Source organism: Aeromonas sp. MR19, from assembly GCF_963899305.1.
GTDB lineage: Bacteria > Pseudomonadota > Gammaproteobacteria > Enterobacterales > Aeromonadaceae > Aeromonas > Aeromonas bestiarum.
In genome coordinates this window covers 1-17,782 of the sequence record NZ_CAWQWZ010000051.1, presented here as the reverse complement: position 1 = coordinate 17,782, position 17,782 = coordinate 1, and the positions used below count along the sequence as shown (strand labels likewise).

The window sequence follows — 17,782 nt, the reverse complement described above, 5'->3', positions numbered from 1 at the left end:
AGCCTACCCCTCGCAGGGGGGGCGGCAAGCAGGGGCGGAATTGTGTGTGATCTTCATCACTTATTTCAACTCAGGAATACGCTTGCGCTCGCGAAAAAAATTCATTGGTGGCGTCTTTGGCCCTGCACCATAGTTAGAGGCCCTGTCCTGCTCATGGAGTGAGTCTGATGGTGCCAAATGTGATCGTTCCTCTGCTGGTGTTCGTAGTGTTGTTCCTGGTCGGAACCATGGCCAAGGCCCTACCCCTGCACCAACTCATGTAAATTTGTGTGAAATAAAACTCGGCCGGGGCGGGTCTTATGGTTATCACCCTCATAGCCCCGGGAGTTTTTCATGTTGATCAAGCGCCGCTCTTCCCACCATCCCACCGAGCAGGATGTCACCCCGGAAGCCGTCTATCAGGATCGTCGCCTCATCCTGAAGGGACTCGGGCTGGGGGCCGCGACCCTGGCGTTTCCCACTCAGGCGAGCGTGCTCGATCTCTTCTCCGCCGACAAGCCAACCCCCGCCGCCGCGACCAGGCCGCTCAACATCCATGCCGCTGCCCGGCCCGAGGGCGTGATCATCACCCCGGAGGAGAAGGCCACCACCCACAACAACTTCTATGAGCTGGGCACCGACAAGGGGGACCCGGCCCGCAATGCCCATTACCTCAAACCCGAGCCCTGGACCCTCAAGGTGGAGGGGGAGGTGGCCAAGCCGTTTACGCTGGACGTGTGGGATCTCATCAACAAGAGCACGCTCGAAGAGCGCATCTACCGGCTGCGCTGTGTGGAGGCCTGGTCCATGGTGCTGCCCTGGAGCGGCATTTCGCTGGCGGACCTCATTCGCCGTGCCGAGCCCACCAGTCGCGCCAAGTTCGTGGCCTTCGAGACCCTGTATGACCCCGAGCAACTGCCGGGACAGGCCTCCCGCTCCCTCGGTGGCGGCATCGATTATCCCTACGTGGAGGGGCTGCGCATGGACGAGGCGATGCACCCGCTCTCCTTCCTGGCGATGGGGCTCTACGGCAAGACGCTGCCTGCCCAGAACGGAGCCCCGATCCGGCTGGTCGTGCCCTGGAAATACGGCTTCAAGAGCATCAAGAGCATCGTCTCCATCCGGCTGGTAGAAGAGATGCCGCCCACCACCTGGAATCTGCTGGCGTCGAACGAATATGGCTTCTACGCCAACGTCAATCCGCAGGTGGATCACCCGCGCTGGAGCCAGGCCAGCGAGCGCTTCATCGGCGAGGGGGGCATCTTCGGCGCCAAGCGTCAGCCGACCCTGATGTTCAACGGCTATGCCGACGAGGTGGCCTCCCTCTATCAGGGGATGGATCTGCGCAAATGGTATTGAAACTGACGCTCTGCCCGAACGGTGTCTTGCCCCCTTCTCCCCTTGTGGGAGAAGGGTTGGGGATGAGGGGTGGGAAAAACATAACGGGAACTGCGATATGACGCCGAGGCTGAAAACAGCCCATATCAACGGCTTGCGCCTGCTGGTACACCTTGCCTCGCTGGGGTTTCTGCTCTGGCTGCTGGTGGCTGTGCCCGGCGGCCTGCTGGGAGGAGACCCGGTACAGGGGCTGACCCACTATCTCGGCAAGGGGGCGCTGCATCTGCTGCTGCTCACCCTGCTGGTGTCACCGCTGGCCAAACGCTGGCGGCAGGGCCAGCTCATCAAGTTGCGCCGCCCCCTCGGGCTCTGGTGCGCGGCCTGGGCCGGGTTGCACTTTATGGTCTGGCTGGGGCTGGATCTGCAGTTCGACTGGGGCCTGATTGGCGGCGAGCTGGTGAAGCGCAGCTACATACTGGTGGGGGCGCTGGCGCTCTTGCTGCTGGTGGCGCTGAGCATCACCTCGATCCCGGCCCTGCTGCGGATTATGGGGCCGGCCTGGCAGAAGCTGCACAACTGGATCTATGCGGTGGCCCTGCTGGTGCCTGTGCACTACTGGTGGTCGGTGAAGAGTGGCTGGCAGGAGCCGCTCATCTATTTGCTGCTGGCCTGTGCCCTGCTGTGGCCACGGCGGGACAAGCTGCTGCGCCCCTGGCGCCAGCGTCAGCCACAAAAACTGAAAGAGGCGTGACTCGTCGCGCGCTCATCCAACGTGCGCAGCGCACATAGCAAAAGAGGCCTAGTCGGCCTCTTTTTTGGTGATCTCCCCGCTGTAGGCATCGACCAGCAGTTGCACTCGCTGCTCCTGGGCGTCCAGGGTTTCTACCTCGAATTTATCCCCTTCCAGCTCCACTTCCCGAATGTCGTGGTACCCTTGGGCCAACAGCAGCTTGACCAACGCCGGCATGTCGAGACGCGTCTGGGCCGCCCAGCCAAGGGTGGAAAAGAGGCAAAGGATCAGCAGGATACTGCGTGGGATCATATTCATTCCGGATTCATGGCTGGCAGACTATAAACGGCATTATGTTAGGTTTTTGGAGATGAATCATCCATGAATAGAGCCCTGTCTCTGCTTGGGTTGCTGCTGCCCGTGATGGCGCAGGCAACCACGCCGAACGAGGCCTTGCTGCAACAAGCTGTCAGCGAGGGTCGGATCAGGCCCTTTCATGAGGTGATGGAGGTGGCCTCTCGCCTGCCGGTGCGCGTGCTGCGCGTCGATCTGGGGGAAGAGGATGGCATCTGGTTGTATGAGCTCAAGCTCATCGACAGCGAGAACAGCGTCATCAAGGTGGGCTATCGCGCCGACAACCTGGAGATGGTGTGGCTCAAGGGCCATCATCTAGAGCGGCTGTTCGAGCCTCGCCCTCCACCGGAAGAAGAGTGACCCGGTTGGGCGCTCTGGCAGACATGGCTGCCCGACCCCCTCTCCGCTGACGCAAGTGTAACCCTGCTTTGGATACCCATTTATGCGCATTCTGATAGTTGAAGATGAGAAGACACTGGCGGGCCAGCTGGCGGAACAGCTGCGTCTGTCCGGTTTCGTGACCGACCTTTGCCATGATGGCAACGAAGCCGGCTTTCTCGGCGAGACCGAGCCCTATGACGCCATCATCCTGGATCTCGGCCTGCCGGGTCGCGATGGCCTGAGCGTGCTGAAAGAGTGGCGCAGCAAGGGGATAGATACCCCAGTGCTGGTGCTGACCGCCCGCGGCCAGCTGCACGAGAAGATTGAAGGGCTCAATGCCGGTGCCGACGACTACCTCACCAAGCCGTTCCAGGTGGCCGAATTGGTGGCGCGGGTGCAGGCGCTGGTGCGCCGGGCGGCGGGCAATGCCAGCTCGATCCTGGAGATTGGCGGAGTGCGGCTCGACATGGCGGCCTCCCAGGTGTGGTACGAAGGCACCCCCATCAAGCTCACCGCCCACGAGTTCCGGGTGCTCGGCTATCTGATGCAGCACAGGGGCAAGGTGGTGTCGCGCAGCGAGCTGATCGACCACATCTATGCCCAGGATTTTGATCGCGACTCCAATACCGTCGAGGTGTTCATCGGCCGGATCCGCAAGAAGACCCACGCCGATCTGATTGAGACTGTGCGTGGCCTCGGATACCGGATCAACGAATGAGTCAGGCCTTGATGCAATCGCTGCCAGGGTGCGGTGAATGAGGCTGGTACGGACCCTGCGGGGGCGGCTGGTGGTCATAGCCCTGGTCTGGTGCGGCCTCTTCCTGTTCGCCACAGGTTTCAGCCTGCAGACCATGATGCGCAACTACTGGCAGGAGGCGGAAGCCGACGGCCTGCGCTTGCAGCTCTATGATCTGCTCTCCCGGCTCGAGATCCAGCCGGACGGCCTGCCCATAGTCACCGAGCCCATGGCCGATCCCCGTTTCCGTCAACCTTACTCCGGCTACTACTGGCAGCTGGAGCTGGGGGATGCAGTGGTCAGCCGCTCCCGCTCCCTGTGGGATGTGCACCTCGACGTGCACGGCCTGAAGTCGGCGTTTGGCGATCCGGATCTGTTCGTCGGCAAGGGGCCCAACAAGGAGCCCCTGCTGATCATGACCCGTGCCGTGCTGCTGCCGGGCTCTGACAAGGTGTTTACCCTGGTGATGGCCAAGGACAGCAGCGCCCTGACCCAGACCCTGAAGAAGACCCGGATCAGCCTGTTCCTCGGCCTCGGCTTTGCCGCCACCGGCCTGGTGCTAGGCTTCATGTTCCAGATCGTCTATGGTCTGCGCCCGCTGCATCTGCTGCGCCGCGAGCTGGGGCGGGTGCATCAGGGGCATCAGGAGGGATTTCGGCTGCGTTACCCGCTGGAGATCCAGCCGCTGGTGGAGGACATCAACCGCCTGCTGCACCACTACGGTGAGCTGCTGCAACGGGCCCGCTCCCACACCGGCAATCTGGCCCACGCCCTCAAGACGCCGCTCAGCATAATGCGCAATCAGGTGGCCCAGTTGTCGCCCGAGGATCAGGCCGCCATCGGCGAGCAGCTCGACCAGATCCAGCGCCACATCGACTATCACCTCGGCAAGGCCCGGGTGACGGGCGCCGCCAAGATCCTCGGGGTGTCGACCCCGGTGCGGGCGCGAGTGGAGTACATCTGCCGCGCCTTCTCCCGGCTCTACCCGGGCAGGGAGGTGGATCTGCAGGTGCCGGCCAATCTGGCGGTCGGGGTGGAGGAGCAGGACTTCGACGAGATGGTGGGCAACCTGCTCGAGAACGCCTTCAAGTGGTCGGCCGGCCAGCTGCGCATCTCCAGCGCCGAGCTGGGGGGCTGGATCACATTGCGCATCGAGGATGACGGCCCCGGCATGAGCGAGGATCAGATCGCCAAGGCGGTGCTGCGTGGGGTGCGGCTCGACGAGAAGGTGCCGGGCTCCGGGCTCGGCCTCAACATAGTCTCCGATCTGGCCGAGGCCTATAGAGGCAATCTCATCATGGGCCGGGCGGAATTGGGTGGCCTGGCGGCGTCTCTGTCACTGCCCAAGGTGGCAAGGGTGGATAGCTAGGGATCAAGCCGGTTATAGGGCGGATGAAATAATTGGGGTGGCCCGTTCCCCGCCAACGCCCAAGGTGGCCTGGGTAGAGAGCCTAGTATTATCAAGCCTCGTCATGGGGCAATGGAATTAGGGTGGTCCGCTCCCCGCCACCGCTCAAGGTGGCACGGGGAGCGGGCCAAGCATAAGATAAGACACTTGTTCAAGCCTGAGGAAGGGTAGCAATGACAGACGATCCATGGGCACTATGTCATCTTGATGACTCGTTCGATTCCTCTGTACTGGGGATCAAGGGGGCTCAGCTCCAGTGGTTCGAGGACAGAGATAGCCTGATCGCATTCCTGCTGGAAGATTTCATCGATCTGCTGGCCGATGTGGGTGAGTTGGACGAAGACGAAATCGCGAGTGCCCGCGAGCGCTTCACCCTGCTGGTGGAGCAGATCAGAGACGATCGCGGTCTGGTGGATGCGCTCAACGATCTCGCCTCCGGCCTGCGCCGCATCGCCTGGCTGGGACCGCTCTCCGAGCTGGCCGAGGTCAGCGACGACTTCGCCGCCGGCCTGCGGCGCTATTTCTGGACCCAGTACGACGGCGACGAAGATGACCCGGATGCCTGGGTGCCGGAAGAGCTCTGGCCTCAGCTGGTGGAGTGTGCGGAAGAGTACATGCAGGAAGGGGACTTCTGAGTCACCTTGTCCGTGCTCCGGCTGCAGAGCGGGTGGCGTGTGCACAAGAGTACATGGTGGAAAGGGACTTCTGAGTATTCCCGTCCGCTCTGGTCACATCATGAGTTGAGTGTGCGGAAGAGTACATGCAGTAAGGGGACTTCTGAGTCACCACTGCCACAGCAAATTGACTGCAATAAAAAACGGCGCCTGATGGCGCCGTTTTTGTTGGTCGAGAGTGAACTCAGCCGTTGGCCGGCACCGCGTGAGCGGTATTGGCCAGTGCCGGGCCCCTGTATTTCTCGATCTGCAGCTGGGCCATGTGGCCGCAGTTGCCCTGCGCCAGGCTGGAGGTGCCCTCGTCGAAGGTCAGGCAGTTGACGTTGCCGTTCTTGCAGATGGCCCCCGCCTCACCCGGTTTGGCCGGGTCGAACCAGGCCCCTTCACAGATGCGCACCACACCTGGACGTATGTCTTTCGACACCAGGGCGCCCACCAGGATCTGGCCGCGATCGTTGAAGGCGCGCACCAGGTCCCCATCCTGAATGCCACGGGCCTTGGCATCATCCGGGTGGATCAGGATGGCCTCGCGATCGGCGATGGCGAACTTGTCCCGCAGCGGCGTGTTGTCCAGCTGGGAGTGCAGCCGCTGGGTCGGGTGCGAGGTGTTGAGCGACAGCGGATAACGGCTGGCGGTCTCGCTCTTCACCCACTCCTTGGGCTCATACCACTTGGGATGGCCGGCGCAGTCGGCATAGCCCATGCCGGCGATGGTATTGGAGAAGATCTCGATCTTGCCGGACGGGGTGCCGAGCGGGTTGAGCAGCGGGTTCTCGCGAAAATCGGCGTGACGGATCCACTGGCGGTTCGCCTCCGGAATGGGGAAGCGGATGTAGTTGTTGGACTCCCAGAACATGTTGAACGGCGGCAGTGCCACCCGGGCGCCACGAGCCTGGGCGGCCATGCCGTCATACATCTGCTTGAGCCACAGCATCTCGTCCTTGCCTTCGGTGTAGGCCTCCAGCAGGCCCAGCTTGGCGGCGATGGCGCTGAAGATGTCGAAGTCGTTGCGTGACTCGTGCTGGGGCGGCACGCACTGGTGCATGGGGAAGACGTAGCGCTGGGAGTAATCGCCGCCCATCTCCAGATCGTTGCGCTCGTAGCTGGTGGTGGCCGGCAGCACTATGTCAGCGTGCTTGGCGGTGGCGGTCCAGTAGGGTTCATGGACTATCACGGTCTGCGGCTTGCGCCAGGCCTTGAGCAGGTTGTTGGTGTCCTGATGGTGGTGGAAGGGATTGCCACCCGCCACGTAGACCAGCTTGATGTCCGGATAGCTGAGCTGACGGCCGTTGAAGTCGATGGTCTTGCCCGGATTGGCGAGACAGTCGGCGATGCGGGCCACCGGGATCGGCGCCGGGCTGTTCTTGGGGGCGTTGCCGGCCGAGATACCCGCCAGTATGCCGCCCTTGGCGGTGGGGCTGCCACCGGAGGAGTAGTGGTAGCTGAAGCCGTAACCGCCACCGGGCAGGCCGATCTGGCCCAGCATGGCGGCCAGGGTCACCAGCATCCAGTTGGGCTGCTCGCCGTGATGCTGACGCTGCATGCCCCAGCCCGCCATGATCATGGTGCGCTTGGACGCCATGTCGAGGGCCAGCTGACGGATCACGGCGGCATCGACGCCGCAGACAGTGCTCGCCCACTCGGCGCTCTTCGGCTGGCCATCCTCCTTGCCCAGCAGGTAGGTGAGGAACTTGTCGAAGCCGCTGGTGTAACGGTCGAGGAAGGCCTGATCGTGTTTCTGCTCGGTATAGAGGGTGTGGGCCACCCCCAGCATCATGGCCACGTCGGTATAGGCGTTCGGCGCAATCCACTCGGCCCCGGCCAGCTTGGCGGTCTCGTTGTAGACGGGGTCGATGCTGATGATGCGGGTACCCTTCTCCTTCAGCGCCTGGAAGCCGGCCTGACCCTCGTGGTCCGGCATGTTCCAGCTGTTCTTCAGGGTTACCTGGGCGTTGACGCCCCACAGCACCACCAGTTCGGCGTGTTCGATCACGTTCGGCCAGGCGGTCTGCTGCTCATACACCTCGATGGAGCCCATGACGTGGGACATGATCACCTGGGCGGCGCCGGCGGAGTAGTCACCGGCATAACCGGTGAAGCCGCCCGCCAGGTTCATCAGGCGGTGCAGCAGGGTGCGGCTGTTGTGGAACATGCCGACGCTCTTCCAGCCGTAGGAACCGGCGTGGATCGCCTGCGGGCCGAAGTCGCTCTGCACCCGGCCAATCTCGCCGGCCACCAGTTCGATGGCCTTGTCCCAGCTCACTCGCACCCATTCGTCGGCGCCGCGCAGCTCGGGTTTGGCGCCAGGGCCCTGCTCCAGCCAGCTCTTGCGCACCATGGGGTACTTGATGCGGTTCTTGGCGTGAACCTGGAACGGGGCCATGTCGATGAGATCGTTCGGCGCCGGATCATCGGCCACCGGCTGGACACGCACCATGCGGCCCTCTTCGACTATGGCTTCAAAGGCGCCCCAGTGGGCGCCGGTCAGTATGCCCTTCTGGGCCGGCACCAGGGTCGGGAACTGTTCAAGCGCCGTGCTGATGGCCTTGGCCAGGGCGCTCTTCGGGAAGATGCCGGCCAGCAGCGGCAGGGCCGCGCAGGCGCCGAGCCCCTTGAGCAGGTTGCGGCGGGACAGATTGGTTTTCTTATCGGTAAAAAAAGTCATGACGATTTCCTCTGTGCCAGCCTTAGTGCGCCGCGCTCATGTCACTGGCATGTTTCTGGACGTATTGGGTCAACATGCGAGCCTGTTCCGGGGTCAGGGAGGTACGGGATTCCATCCCCTTGATGACGCCGATCCACTGGTTGGCATTGAAGTGATCCAGCGCGGTGAGGCCGTGGCAGCCGGTGCAGTTGTTGGACATCAGGGTGGAGGCGTATTGCCACAGCTTGCCCTGATCGCCGATGAGCTGGCTCTGATCCACCCAGGCGGTCAAGGTGACCTGATGCCAGGTGAGGTTGGTGGCGCTGTCGGTTTCGCTCTGGCCGGTGACCAGGGATTTCTTGGCGGCATCACCGACCAGCACGCTCAGGATCCGCTTGCCGGGGGCGGCGTAGAAGACTTCACTCACGCCGTCCTGCTGCCAGCCTTCGATCTGCACCTGGGCGCGGCCATTCTCGTTGGCCAGCACTTCCACCCTGGTGGAGGGCATCAGGGTGCCTTCGTCTGTCTTGGCGGCGGCATCGAGGAACAGCGGCGCCGTGGCGATGGCGTAACGGGTGGTGACGCTGGTCGGGGTCTGGGCGGCAGCCTGGGCCAGCTCGCTCGCGCCGGCGGCGGCCAGCTCGCTCATGTCAGGCATGATGTGGGCGACACCGCGGTGGCAGTCGATGCAGGTCTGGCCTTCCTTGATGGCGACCGGGTGCTCGGCCCGGGCATTGGGGCGCTGGGCCAGAATGTCCATGGCGGCGTAGCTGTGGCAGCTGCGGCAGGTGGCAGAATCGTTGGCCTTGAGCTCGTCCCAGACGGACTGGGCCATGCGCAGCTTGTGCGATTCGTATTTCTCCGGGGTGTCCAGGGTGCCGATCGCTTCGTGATAGATATCCTTCACTGCGCGGATCTTGGTCCACAGATAGGCGCTGGGTTCATTGGGGATGTGGCAGTCTGCACACTCAGCCCGGATGCCCTTCACGTTCTGGAAGTGGACGCTGCCCTGATACTCGGCCAGCGGTGTCTGCATGGAGTGGCAGGAGACGCAGAACTCGGTAGAACTGGTTTTATGCATCACTGTCACTGTGACACCCAATGCCGCGACGCCCAGCAGGGCCCCGAGCAGCAGGAGCCAGAACCAGGTCTTTCTCAATAATTTTCCAAGCATGGCGGCGTTTTCCTACGATCAAATATTACCAATATAGTAGTAGCTAGGGAGAGGTAGTGGCTTGACCTCTATCATGATTTTTATTTCGTATTGTTATTTTAAATGCATTTATTATTTTGTATTTTATCATTTAATTGAATTTAATTTAACTTCAGCGCTTTTATCATCCTGTTCGCACTCGTTCGGGCCAGGTTTCATCATCTGGCTCGCATGAGCATCCTCAAGGGTAGTTGCATCCTTGACCCCGAGTCGCGGCGCTGACCGACAGCGTGCTCGCGATCACCGGATCCACGGGTGGCCGGGCTTGGGCTTTGCAAAAGGCTCGGTATATACTGTTCGCATATACAGTATTCAGGTATGTTTGCCATGCGACTCTTTATCGCCGAGAAGCCCAGTCTGGGCCGCGCCATTGCCGATGTGTTGCCCAAGCCCCACAAGAAGGGGGACGGTTTCATCGAGACAGCCCAGGGGGACGTGGTGACCTGGTGCATCGGCCACCTGCTGGAGCAGGCCGAGCCCGATGCCTACGACGCCGCCTTCAAGCAGTGGCGCATGGAGCAACTGCCCATCATCCCCGCCCAGTGGCAACTGGTGGCCAAGCCCAAGACCAAAACCCAGCTCACCGTCATCAAGCGGCTGATCAAGCAGGCTGACTGCGTGGTGAATGCGGGTGACCCGGACAGGGAAGGGCAACTGCTGGTGGACGAGGTGATCGATTTTCTCGGCTACCCCAAGACCAGGCCCGTGCAGCGCTGCCTTATCAGTGATCTCAACCCGCCGGCGGTGCGCCGTGCCCTCGACAAGCTCAGGGACAACAAGGAGTTCGTGCCGCTGGCGGTGTCGGCGCTGGCCCGCAGTCGCGCCGACTGGCTCTATGGCATCAACATGACCCGGGCCTACACCCTGCTCGGCCGCAAGGGCGGTTGCAGCGAGCTGCTGTCGGTCGGCCGGGTGCAGACCCCGCTGCTGGGGCTGGTGGTGCGGCGGGATCTGGAGATAGAGGCCTTCGTGCCCAAGCCCTTCTACGAGGTGCTGGCCCATGTGGTGACCGAAGGTAACGAGCGCTTCAGCGCCAAGTGGCTGCCTTCCGAGGCCTGCCTGCCCTGGCAGGATGAGGAGGGGAGGGTGCTCAACCGGGCACTGGCCGAGAAGGTGGTCAGTCGCATCAATGGCCAACCAGCCGTGGTGGAAGAGGTCGAGGAGCAGGCCCGCAAACAGGCGGCGCCGCTGCCCTACAACCTCTCCAGCCTGCAGATCGATGCCGCCAAACGCTTTGGCATGGATGCCAAGCGGGTGCTGGATGTGTGTCAGGGGCTCTACGAGCGCCACAAGCTCATCACCTACCCGAGATCCGACAGTCGCCACCTGCCGAGCGATCATTTCAACCGCGCCGGCCAGGTACGGGATGCCATAGCCGCGACCGCGCCGGCGCTCGCCAGGGCGGTGAGCGAGGCGGACGGCAAGATCCGCAGCAAGGCGTGGAACGACAGCAAGGTGGATGCCCACCACGCCATCATCCCCACCGAGAAGCGCGGCAACGAGGCCAGCCTCAGCGGCGATGAGGCCAAAATATACGGTCTGGTGGCGCGCCAATACCTGCTTCAGTTCTACCCGCCGTTCGAGTACAACGACAGCAAGGTGCTGCTGCGCATCGCGGGTGGCCTCTTCCAGGCCAAGGCGCGGCGGATCCTCAAGGCGGGCTGGAAGGCGCTGCTGGGGGTGGAAGAAGATGACGACGAAGAGAAAGCCGGTACCCTGCCCGCCCTGAAAGAGGGGGAGCAGCTGCTGTGCGAGCGGGGCGAGCTGCTGGAGAAGATGACCCAGGCCCCCAAGTCGTTCACCGATGCCACCCTGCTGGCCGCCATGACCGGCATAGCCCGCTACGTGCAGAACCCCGAGATCCGCAAGACACTGCGCGAGACCGACGGCCTTGGCACAGAGGCGACCCGGGCCGGCATCATAGACCTGCTGTTCAAGCGCCGTTTTCTGGTGCGCCAGGGCAAGAGCATCAAGGGCACCCCCACCGGACGGGCGCTGATCCTGGCATTGCCTGCCACCGCCACCACGCCTGACATGACGGCCCTGTGGGAGCAGAGCCTGGGCCAGATCGCCGAACGGCACGCCAGCTACCAGCAATTCATGGGGCCGCTGACGGAGCAGTTGAACGGCTTGATCGAGGGGGCCAGACAGGATTCAGGCGCCAGCTTCAGCGCCCTGCCCAAGGCGGCGCCGGGTGCCAGCAAGCAGCGCTTCACCCGCCGCAAGAGCAGCGCGGGGACGGCTGGCGCGGCTCGCAAGAGTGCGGGCAAACGGCCGGCCAAGGCCAAGGTGGCCTGAGCCGTTGAACCGGGCGTTAATGCCGAGAAAAAGAAGGGGCCATAATGGCCCCTTCTTTTTATGGATGCGGGCTCAGCCCGTATAGACACCCTCTTCCGGGTACTTGATGCGGGTTTCGCTCGGGCGCGCCAGCATGAAGGCCAGGGTCAGCGGGCCGAGACGGCCGCAGATCATCACCAGCACCAGAATGAGCTTGCCCGGTTCGCTCAGGCCGGCGGTGATGCCGGTGGAGAGGCCCACGGTGGCAAACGCCGATATGGTCTCGAACATGATCTTGTCGAAGGATTGCTGCTCGGTGATCATCAGCAGGAACATGGCCAGCATCAGCACCATGGTGCTGACTATGATGATGGCGAGCGATCGGGTCACTATCTGGGGCGACAGGGTGCGGCCGAAGGCGGTGACGTGGGGACGCTTGGTCAGGAAGGCCTTGGTGGCCAGCAGCACCACCGCAAAGGTGGTCACCTTGATGCCACCACCGGTAGAGGTGGCACCGGCACCGATAAACATCAGCATCATCATGAACAGCAGGGAGGCGGGTACCATCTGACCTATGTCGATGGAGTTGAAACCCGCGGTACGGGCGCTGGTGGACTGGAAGAAGGCCGCCAGCCACTGGCCCCCGAAGGAGGCCTTGCCGAGGGTGCCCGGGTTGTTGTGCTCCAGCAGCCAGAACATCAGGGTACCCAGCAGCAGCAGGGCCGGCGTCATGATCAGCATCAGCTTGCTGTGCAGCTTCAGCTTGCGCCAGCGGCGGTTGCGTACCAGATCGACGATGACGGTGAAGCCAATCCCCCCCAGGATGATCAGCGCGGCTATGGTCAGGCTGATGACTGGGTCGTCTCTGTAGTCCATGAGATTGTTGGCAAACAGCGAGAAACCGGCGTTGTTGAAGGCCGATACCGCGTGGAAGAAGCTGACATAGAGGCCGCGCCCCCAGCCCATCTCGGGTACCCAGCGTATCGCCATGAGGGCGGTGCCGATCAGCTGGGCGATGAAGGCGAACAGCACTATGCGCTTCACCAGCTGGATGATGTTGACCGAGCCCTCCTGGCCCAGCGCCTCCTTGGCCAGTACCTGCTGGCGCAGGCCGACCCGTTTGCTGAACATGGCGATCAGCAGCAGCGTCATCGTCATCTGGCCCAGGCCGCCAATTTCCATCAGCATCAGCAGGAAGATCTGCCCCTGCAGGGTGAAGGCAGTGCCGGTATCCACCACGCCTAGGCCGGTCACGCTGATGGCCGAGGTAGCGGTGAAGAGGGCGTTGACGAAGGTGACCTCGCCCTTGTGGCTGGAGGGTTGCACCAGGAACAGGGTGCCGACCAGCAGTATGATCAGGAAACTGCCCAGGATCAGCTTGGCCTCGCTCCAGCGGGACTCATCGTCCCGGTGCAGGGCGAAGGCGTAGCTGCTACGCCAGCGTGTCATAAGGTTTCCAGCCAGTGGTCGATGGCATGCTTGTTGCCAGCCAGGATCAGGATGTCACCCAGTTGCAGCTCCATCTTGCCGGTAAGCACGTTGTGCAGCACCTGGCCACGCTTGATGGCCAGCAGCTGCAGCTCGGTCTGTTGCAGCAGGTGCAACTCGGCCAAGGTGCGGCCATTTTGCGGCAGACCTATGACGAACTCGGTCAGCACCATGTCGTGACCCAGCTCCAGATAGTCGAACAGCCGGTTGTCCAGCATGCTCTGGGCGACCCGGCGACCCATGTCCCACTCGGGGTTGATCACCTTGTCTGCGCCGACCTTTTGCAGGATCTTGGCGTGGAACTTGTCGCGCGCCTTGACCCACACCTTCTTCACCCCGGCCTCCTTCAGCACGAGCGTGGTGAGTATGCTGGTCTCGAGGTTGTCACCTATGGCGACGAAGACGATGTCGAAATTGGCCAGCCCCAGTTCGGCCACCGTGGACTCATCGGTCGCATCGGCGACGACGACATGGTTGCACAGGGTGGCGATCTGGCGAGTCTTGCTCTCGTCTATATCAATCGCCAGCACCTCGGCATCCTGCCGTTGCAGCTCTTCGCACAGGGCGCTGCCAAACAGTCCCAGGCCGATGACGGCAAATTGGTTGTTCATGAGTACTTCCTCAAGAGTCGGAGCCGCATACTCTACTCCAGCGGATCGAGTCCGAAAAGAGGGCCGGATTTTTCGTCCGGCGGGAATATAAGGTAGACTGCCCGCTCGCCATTGTCGGGACACGCAGATGAAACTCACCCCTCACGCCTCCTTGTTGACGCTCAACACCCTCGCCCTCGATGCCCATTGCCTCTGGCTGGTTGAGGTGGCACAGGTCGACGACCTGCAGCAACTCGTGACCAAGCCTGAACTGACCGACCTGCCTCGCCTGGTGTTGGGTGGCGGCAGCAATGTGCTGTTTTGCAATGATTTTGCCGGGCTGGTTGTACTCAACCGTTTGAAGGGCATCCAGCTGCAGGATGAGGGGGAACACTGGCTGCTGCACGTGGCGGCCGGGGAAGAGTGGCATCAGCTGGTGTGCCACGCCCTGCAACAGGGCTGGTACGGCCTGGAGAACCTGGCGCTGATCCCGGGCACGGTCGGCGCCGCGCCTGTGCAGAACATAGGCGCCTACGGGGTCGAGCTGGCCAGCTTCTGTGCCTATGTCGAGGCGTTCAACTGGCAGAGTGGCCAGCTGGAGCGCATCGATGCCGCCGATTGTCACTTCGGCTACCGCGACAGCATCTTCAAGCATGAGTATCAGGATTCCCATTTCATCACTGCCGTCGGCCTGCGCCTGCCCAAGGCCTGGACGCCGGTGCTGGGTTACGGTCCGCTGGCGGCGCTTGGGGACGCACCCACCGCGCAGGCCATCTTCGATACCGTCTGCGCCACCCGTCGTGCCAAGCTGCCGGATCCCGCCGTGCTCGGCAACGCGGGCAGCTTCTTCAAGAACCCAGTGGTGACGAGGGCGCTGGCTGACACGCTCAAGCTGCAATATCCGCACATGCCCTGCTACCCGGCCGGGGAGGGGCAGGCCAAGCTGGCCGCGGGCTGGTTGATAGATCAGTGCGGCCTCAAGGGCTTTGCCATCGGCCGCGCCGCCGTCCATCAGGAGCAGGCGCTGGTGCTGGTCAACCTGGGGGGCGCCAGCGCCATGGAGCTCATCGCCCTGGCGGCCCATGTGCGCGACAGCGTGGAACAGAAATTCGGGGTGGTGCTGGAGCACGAGGTGCGCTTTATGGGCCTGACCGGTGAGACTTGGCTCGATGAGGTACTGGCATGACGCTGACTCCCACCAGACAGACGCTGATCACCCTGCTCAGCGATGGTCAGTTCCACTCAGGCGAGCAGCTCGGCGAGCAGCTCGGCATCAGTCGTGCGGCCGTGAGCAAGCACATGGCCGCGCTCAAGGAGCTGGGGCTGGACTTGTTCAGCCTGACCGGCAAGGGCTATCGGCTGGCGGTGCCCATGGCGCTGTACGATCAGGTGCAGTTGCAGGCGATGGCCCCCATGGCGCCGGTACACTGCTTCCCGGTGATCGACTCCACCAACCAGTACCTGCTGGAGCGGGTCAACCAGCTGCAGTCCGGCGAGAGCTGTCTGGCCGAGTGCCAGACAGCGGGGCGCGGTCGCCGTGGCAAGCCCTGGGTCTCTCCCTTCGGCTGCCAGCTGATCCTCAGCATGTACTGGCGGCTCGAGCAGGGCATGGCGGCGGCCATGGGCCTGAGTCTGGCGGTCGGTGTGGCCGTGGTGCAGGCGCTGGAGTCGCTCGGTTATCCGGGGGTCGAGCTGAAGTGGCCAAACGATCTCTACTATCAGGGCCGCAAGCTGGCGGGCATTCTGGTGGAGATGAGCGGCAGCGCCGGTGCCAGCTGCAACCTGGTGATCGGGGTTGGCCTCAATCTGGCGATGCCGGCCCGGGAGGGGGAACGGATCGATCAGGCCTGGTCCGAGCTGCGCCACATACAACCGGAACTGGTGGATCGCAATCTGCTGGCCGCCCGCATGCTCGAGCACCTGCAACAGGCCATGGTCACCTTCGAGCAGAGCGGCCTGGCCAGCTTTGTCGACGACTGGAACCGGCTCGATCACTTCGCCGGCCGACCTGTGCGGCTCCTGATGGGGGAGCAGGAGATCCGCGGGGTGGCTCGCGGCATAGACGATCGCGGCGCCCTGCGCCTGGAGACAGGTGAAGGGACAAGATTCTATCTGGGGGGGGAAATCTCCCTGCGCCGGGGCGACTGAGTCCTTGTCACAGCGACAGCAATGAAAGAGGGGGCCTGCGGGCCCCCTCTTCGTTCAGGTACTGTGTGCCTCGGCCATCACTTGCGCAGCTTGATCTGCTCGATGGCGTGCTCGTGGCCCTTGGTCAGGATCAGGTTGGCCCGTTCCCGGGTTGGCAGGATGTTTTCCTGCAAATTCAGATAGTTGATATCTTGCCATATGGTGTTGGCAATCTTGCTGGCTTCACTCTCCGCCAGTTTGGCGTAGTGATGGAAGTAGGAGTCCGGGTCCGAGAAGGCGCCGCTGCGGAACTTGAGGAAGCGCTCGACATACCAGGTACGCAGCAACTCGGCCTCGGCATCCACATAAATGGAGAAATCGACAAAATCCGACACGAAGACGCGATGGGGTTCCTGCGGGTAATCCATGCCGCTTTGCAGCACATTGAGCCCTTCCAGGATCAATATGTCAGGCTGCTCCACCACCTTCTTCTCATCAGGAATGATGTCGTAGATGAGGTGGGAGTAGACGGGGGCCTCGACCTTCTCGTGGCCGGCCCGGATATTGGCGACAAATTCGACCAGATGACGGATGTCGTAGGATTCCGGGAAGCCCTTGCGACGCATCAGGCCGCGCTCTTCCAGCACCTTGTTGGGATAGAGGAAGCCATCCGTGGTGACCAGTTCCACCCTCGGGTGTTCGGGCCAGCGCTCCAGCAGCGCCTGCATGATGCGGGCCGTGGTGCTCTTTCCCCCCGCCACGCTGCCAGCGATGCTGATGATGTAGGTGCCCTTGCCGCGCGACTGGCCGAGGAACTGCTCCAGCACCCGGCTGCGGCGCTGCTTGGCCTTGACGTAGAGATTGAGCAGGCGGGAGAGGGGCAGATAGATCTCTTCCACCTCCTGCAATGACACCTTCTCGTTGATCCCGCGCAGGGTCTGCAGATCGTGTTCGGTCAGGGTCAGGGGGACAGCATCGCGCAATAACGCCCATTGTTCGCGGGTGAATTGCAGATAGGGGTTATGCTCTGTCGTCATGGTGTCATCACTGTTTCTTGGGCAGGGCGACCATACACCAAGGGGTGGGGAGCGACAAGAGACGCGGCGGATTCGAGGAGAGAGTGAGTCCTTTTTTGCATGCTTCCCGGCAATAATGCACATTTTGCAAGGCGCAATGGTTGCATCCCCAAAATCCTTACAATAAAATGCGCGACGCTTGGATGTCTGTCGCCTATTTGCCCGGCAAAAGCGACAAAACAACGGGTGCAAGCAGAATTACCGTTGTGGCATTTATGCACTGGAGGGGTTCCCGAGCGGCCAAAGGGATCAGACTGTAAATCTGACGGCTCTGCCTTCGAAGGTTCGAATCCTTCTCCCTCCACCATATTTCTCTGCGGTTTGAGTTCTTTGGGTTAGAGAAATGCGGGCATCGTATAATGGCTATTACCTCAGCCTTCCAAGCTGATGATGCGGGTTCGATTCCCGCTGCCCGCTCCAAGATGCTGATACGGCTCAGGCGATACCAAGAGTCACACCTCAGGGTGAGTTCGGCAATCGAACCTGGCTGTCAGCACCAACCTCTCTTCCCCACCAGATTCAAATCCATCATATAAACTGTTCTGTGGTTAGCTTGCCACCGCGTACTCAGCGTTAGTTTAGAGGGACGATCATGTCTAAAGAAAAATTTGAGCGTAATAAACCGCACGTTAACGTGGGTACCATCGGCCACGTTGACCACGGTAAAACCACCCTGACCGCCGCCATCACCAACGTGCTGGCCAAGCACTTCGGTGGTAAAGCTTTCGCCTTCGACCAGATCGACAAGGCGCCGGAAGAGCGTGAGC

The 17,782-nt window shown here is 62.2% G+C and carries 16 protein-coding genes and 2 tRNA genes; 12 read left to right on the top strand and 6 right to left on the bottom strand.

The window, feature by feature from the left end:
* Positions 1-333 precede the first annotated feature (333 nt).
* Together msrP and AACQ95_RS18475 are read left to right on the top strand one after the other, a co-directional pair.
* Entirely contained in the window at positions 334-1,338 is a 1,005-nt protein-coding gene (gene msrP, locus AACQ95_RS18480) for a protein-methionine-sulfoxide reductase catalytic subunit MsrP (protein WP_241279292.1), read from the top strand.
* Positions 1,339-1,435: 97 nt separating this feature from the next.
* The gene (locus AACQ95_RS18475; RefSeq protein ID WP_241279291.1) at positions 1,436-2,068 is read left to right on the top strand and encodes a protein-methionine-sulfoxide reductase heme-binding subunit MsrQ; all 633 of its coding nucleotides are present in this window, start codon (positions 1,436-1,438) and stop codon (positions 2,066-2,068) included.
* A 48-nt stretch (positions 2,069-2,116) separates the two neighbouring features.
* Here AACQ95_RS18475 and AACQ95_RS18470 read toward each other — a convergent pair whose 3' ends face one another.
* Positions 2,117-2,365 carry a PepSY domain-containing protein gene (locus AACQ95_RS18470; RefSeq protein ID WP_043142652.1) on the bottom strand — a complete coding sequence of 83 codons (249 nt, stop codon included), beginning with the start codon at positions 2,363-2,365 and terminating at the stop codon, positions 2,117-2,119.
* 63 nt (positions 2,366-2,428) lie between these two features.
* On the opposite strand from AACQ95_RS18470, the gene AACQ95_RS18465 reads away from it, so the two are divergent.
* From AACQ95_RS18465 to AACQ95_RS18450, 4 genes are all read left to right on the top strand, one after another.
* Complete coding sequence (locus AACQ95_RS18465; RefSeq protein WP_043142650.1) at positions 2,429-2,761, top strand: PepSY domain-containing protein; 333 nt, start codon at positions 2,429-2,431, stop codon at positions 2,759-2,761.
* Positions 2,762-2,843: 82 nt separating this feature from the next.
* The gene (locus AACQ95_RS18460) at positions 2,844-3,500 is read left to right on the top strand and encodes a response regulator transcription factor (protein ID WP_005318517.1); all 657 of its coding nucleotides are present in this window, start codon (positions 2,844-2,846) and stop codon (positions 3,498-3,500) included.
* A gap of 37 nt (positions 3,501-3,537) precedes the next feature.
* The gene (locus AACQ95_RS18455; protein WP_043142649.1) at positions 3,538-4,887 is read left to right on the top strand and encodes a sensor histidine kinase; all 1,350 of its coding nucleotides are present in this window, start codon (positions 3,538-3,540) and stop codon (positions 4,885-4,887) included.
* 212 nt (positions 4,888-5,099) lie between these two features.
* The gene (locus tag AACQ95_RS18450; protein ID WP_043142646.1) at positions 5,100-5,561 is read left to right on the top strand and encodes a hypothetical protein; all 462 of its coding nucleotides are present in this window, start codon (positions 5,100-5,102) and stop codon (positions 5,559-5,561) included.
* Positions 5,562-5,784: 223 nt separating this feature from the next.
* On the opposite strand, the gene torA is transcribed toward AACQ95_RS18450, so the two are convergent.
* Complete coding sequence (gene torA, locus AACQ95_RS18445; protein ID WP_241279290.1) at positions 5,785-8,265, bottom strand: trimethylamine-N-oxide reductase TorA; 2,481 nt, start codon at positions 8,263-8,265, stop codon at positions 5,785-5,787.
* Between the two features lie 22 nt (positions 8,266-8,287).
* Complete coding sequence (locus tag AACQ95_RS18440) at positions 8,288-9,418, bottom strand: NapC/NirT family cytochrome c (protein WP_241279289.1); 1,131 nt, start codon at positions 9,416-9,418, stop codon at positions 8,288-8,290.
* 366 nt (positions 9,419-9,784) lie between these two features.
* On the opposite strand from AACQ95_RS18440, the gene AACQ95_RS18435 reads away from it, so the two are divergent.
* Complete coding sequence (locus AACQ95_RS18435; protein WP_241279288.1) at positions 9,785-11,755, top strand: DNA topoisomerase III; 1,971 nt, start codon at positions 9,785-9,787, stop codon at positions 11,753-11,755.
* Positions 11,756-11,827: 72 nt separating this feature from the next.
* On the opposite strand, the gene AACQ95_RS18430 is transcribed toward AACQ95_RS18435, so the two are convergent.
* Positions 11,828-13,183, bottom strand: coding sequence for a TrkH family potassium uptake protein (locus AACQ95_RS18430; RefSeq protein WP_103472257.1), 1,356 nt, complete (start codon positions 13,181-13,183; stop codon positions 11,828-11,830).
* Complete coding sequence (locus AACQ95_RS18425) at positions 13,180-13,833, bottom strand: potassium channel family protein (protein WP_043554131.1); 654 nt, start codon at positions 13,831-13,833, stop codon at positions 13,180-13,182. Before AACQ95_RS18425 ends, AACQ95_RS18430 begins: the two co-directional genes overlap by 4 nt.
* A gap of 127 nt (positions 13,834-13,960) precedes the next feature.
* On the opposite strand from AACQ95_RS18425, the gene murB reads away from it, so the two are divergent.
* Together murB and birA are read left to right on the top strand one after the other, a co-directional pair.
* Complete coding sequence (murB, locus tag AACQ95_RS18420; RefSeq protein ID WP_241279287.1) at positions 13,961-14,998, top strand: UDP-N-acetylmuramate dehydrogenase; 1,038 nt, start codon at positions 13,961-13,963, stop codon at positions 14,996-14,998.
* The gene (birA, locus tag AACQ95_RS18415) at positions 14,995-15,960 is read left to right on the top strand and encodes a bifunctional biotin--[acetyl-CoA-carboxylase] ligase/biotin operon repressor BirA (RefSeq protein ID WP_103472255.1); all 966 of its coding nucleotides are present in this window, start codon (positions 14,995-14,997) and stop codon (positions 15,958-15,960) included. The genes murB and birA overlap by 4 nt, the downstream gene beginning before the upstream one ends.
* A gap of 77 nt (positions 15,961-16,037) precedes the next feature.
* Here birA and coaA read toward each other — a convergent pair whose 3' ends face one another.
* Complete coding sequence (gene coaA, locus AACQ95_RS18410; RefSeq protein ID WP_042036009.1) at positions 16,038-16,976, bottom strand: type I pantothenate kinase; 939 nt, start codon at positions 16,974-16,976, stop codon at positions 16,038-16,040.
* 261 nt (positions 16,977-17,237) lie between these two features.
* On the opposite strand from coaA, the gene AACQ95_RS18405 reads away from it, so the two are divergent.
* From AACQ95_RS18405 to AACQ95_RS18395, 3 genes are all read left to right on the top strand, one after another.
* A tRNA-Tyr gene (locus tag AACQ95_RS18405) sits at positions 17,238-17,322 on the top strand.
* Between the two features lie 38 nt (positions 17,323-17,360).
* Positions 17,361-17,435: transfer RNA gene (locus AACQ95_RS18400), tRNA-Gly, on the top strand.
* 172 nt (positions 17,436-17,607) lie between these two features.
* On the top strand, positions 17,608-17,782 hold a 175-nt coding region (locus AACQ95_RS18395), incomplete at its 3' end, for a GTP-binding protein (protein ID WP_234839612.1).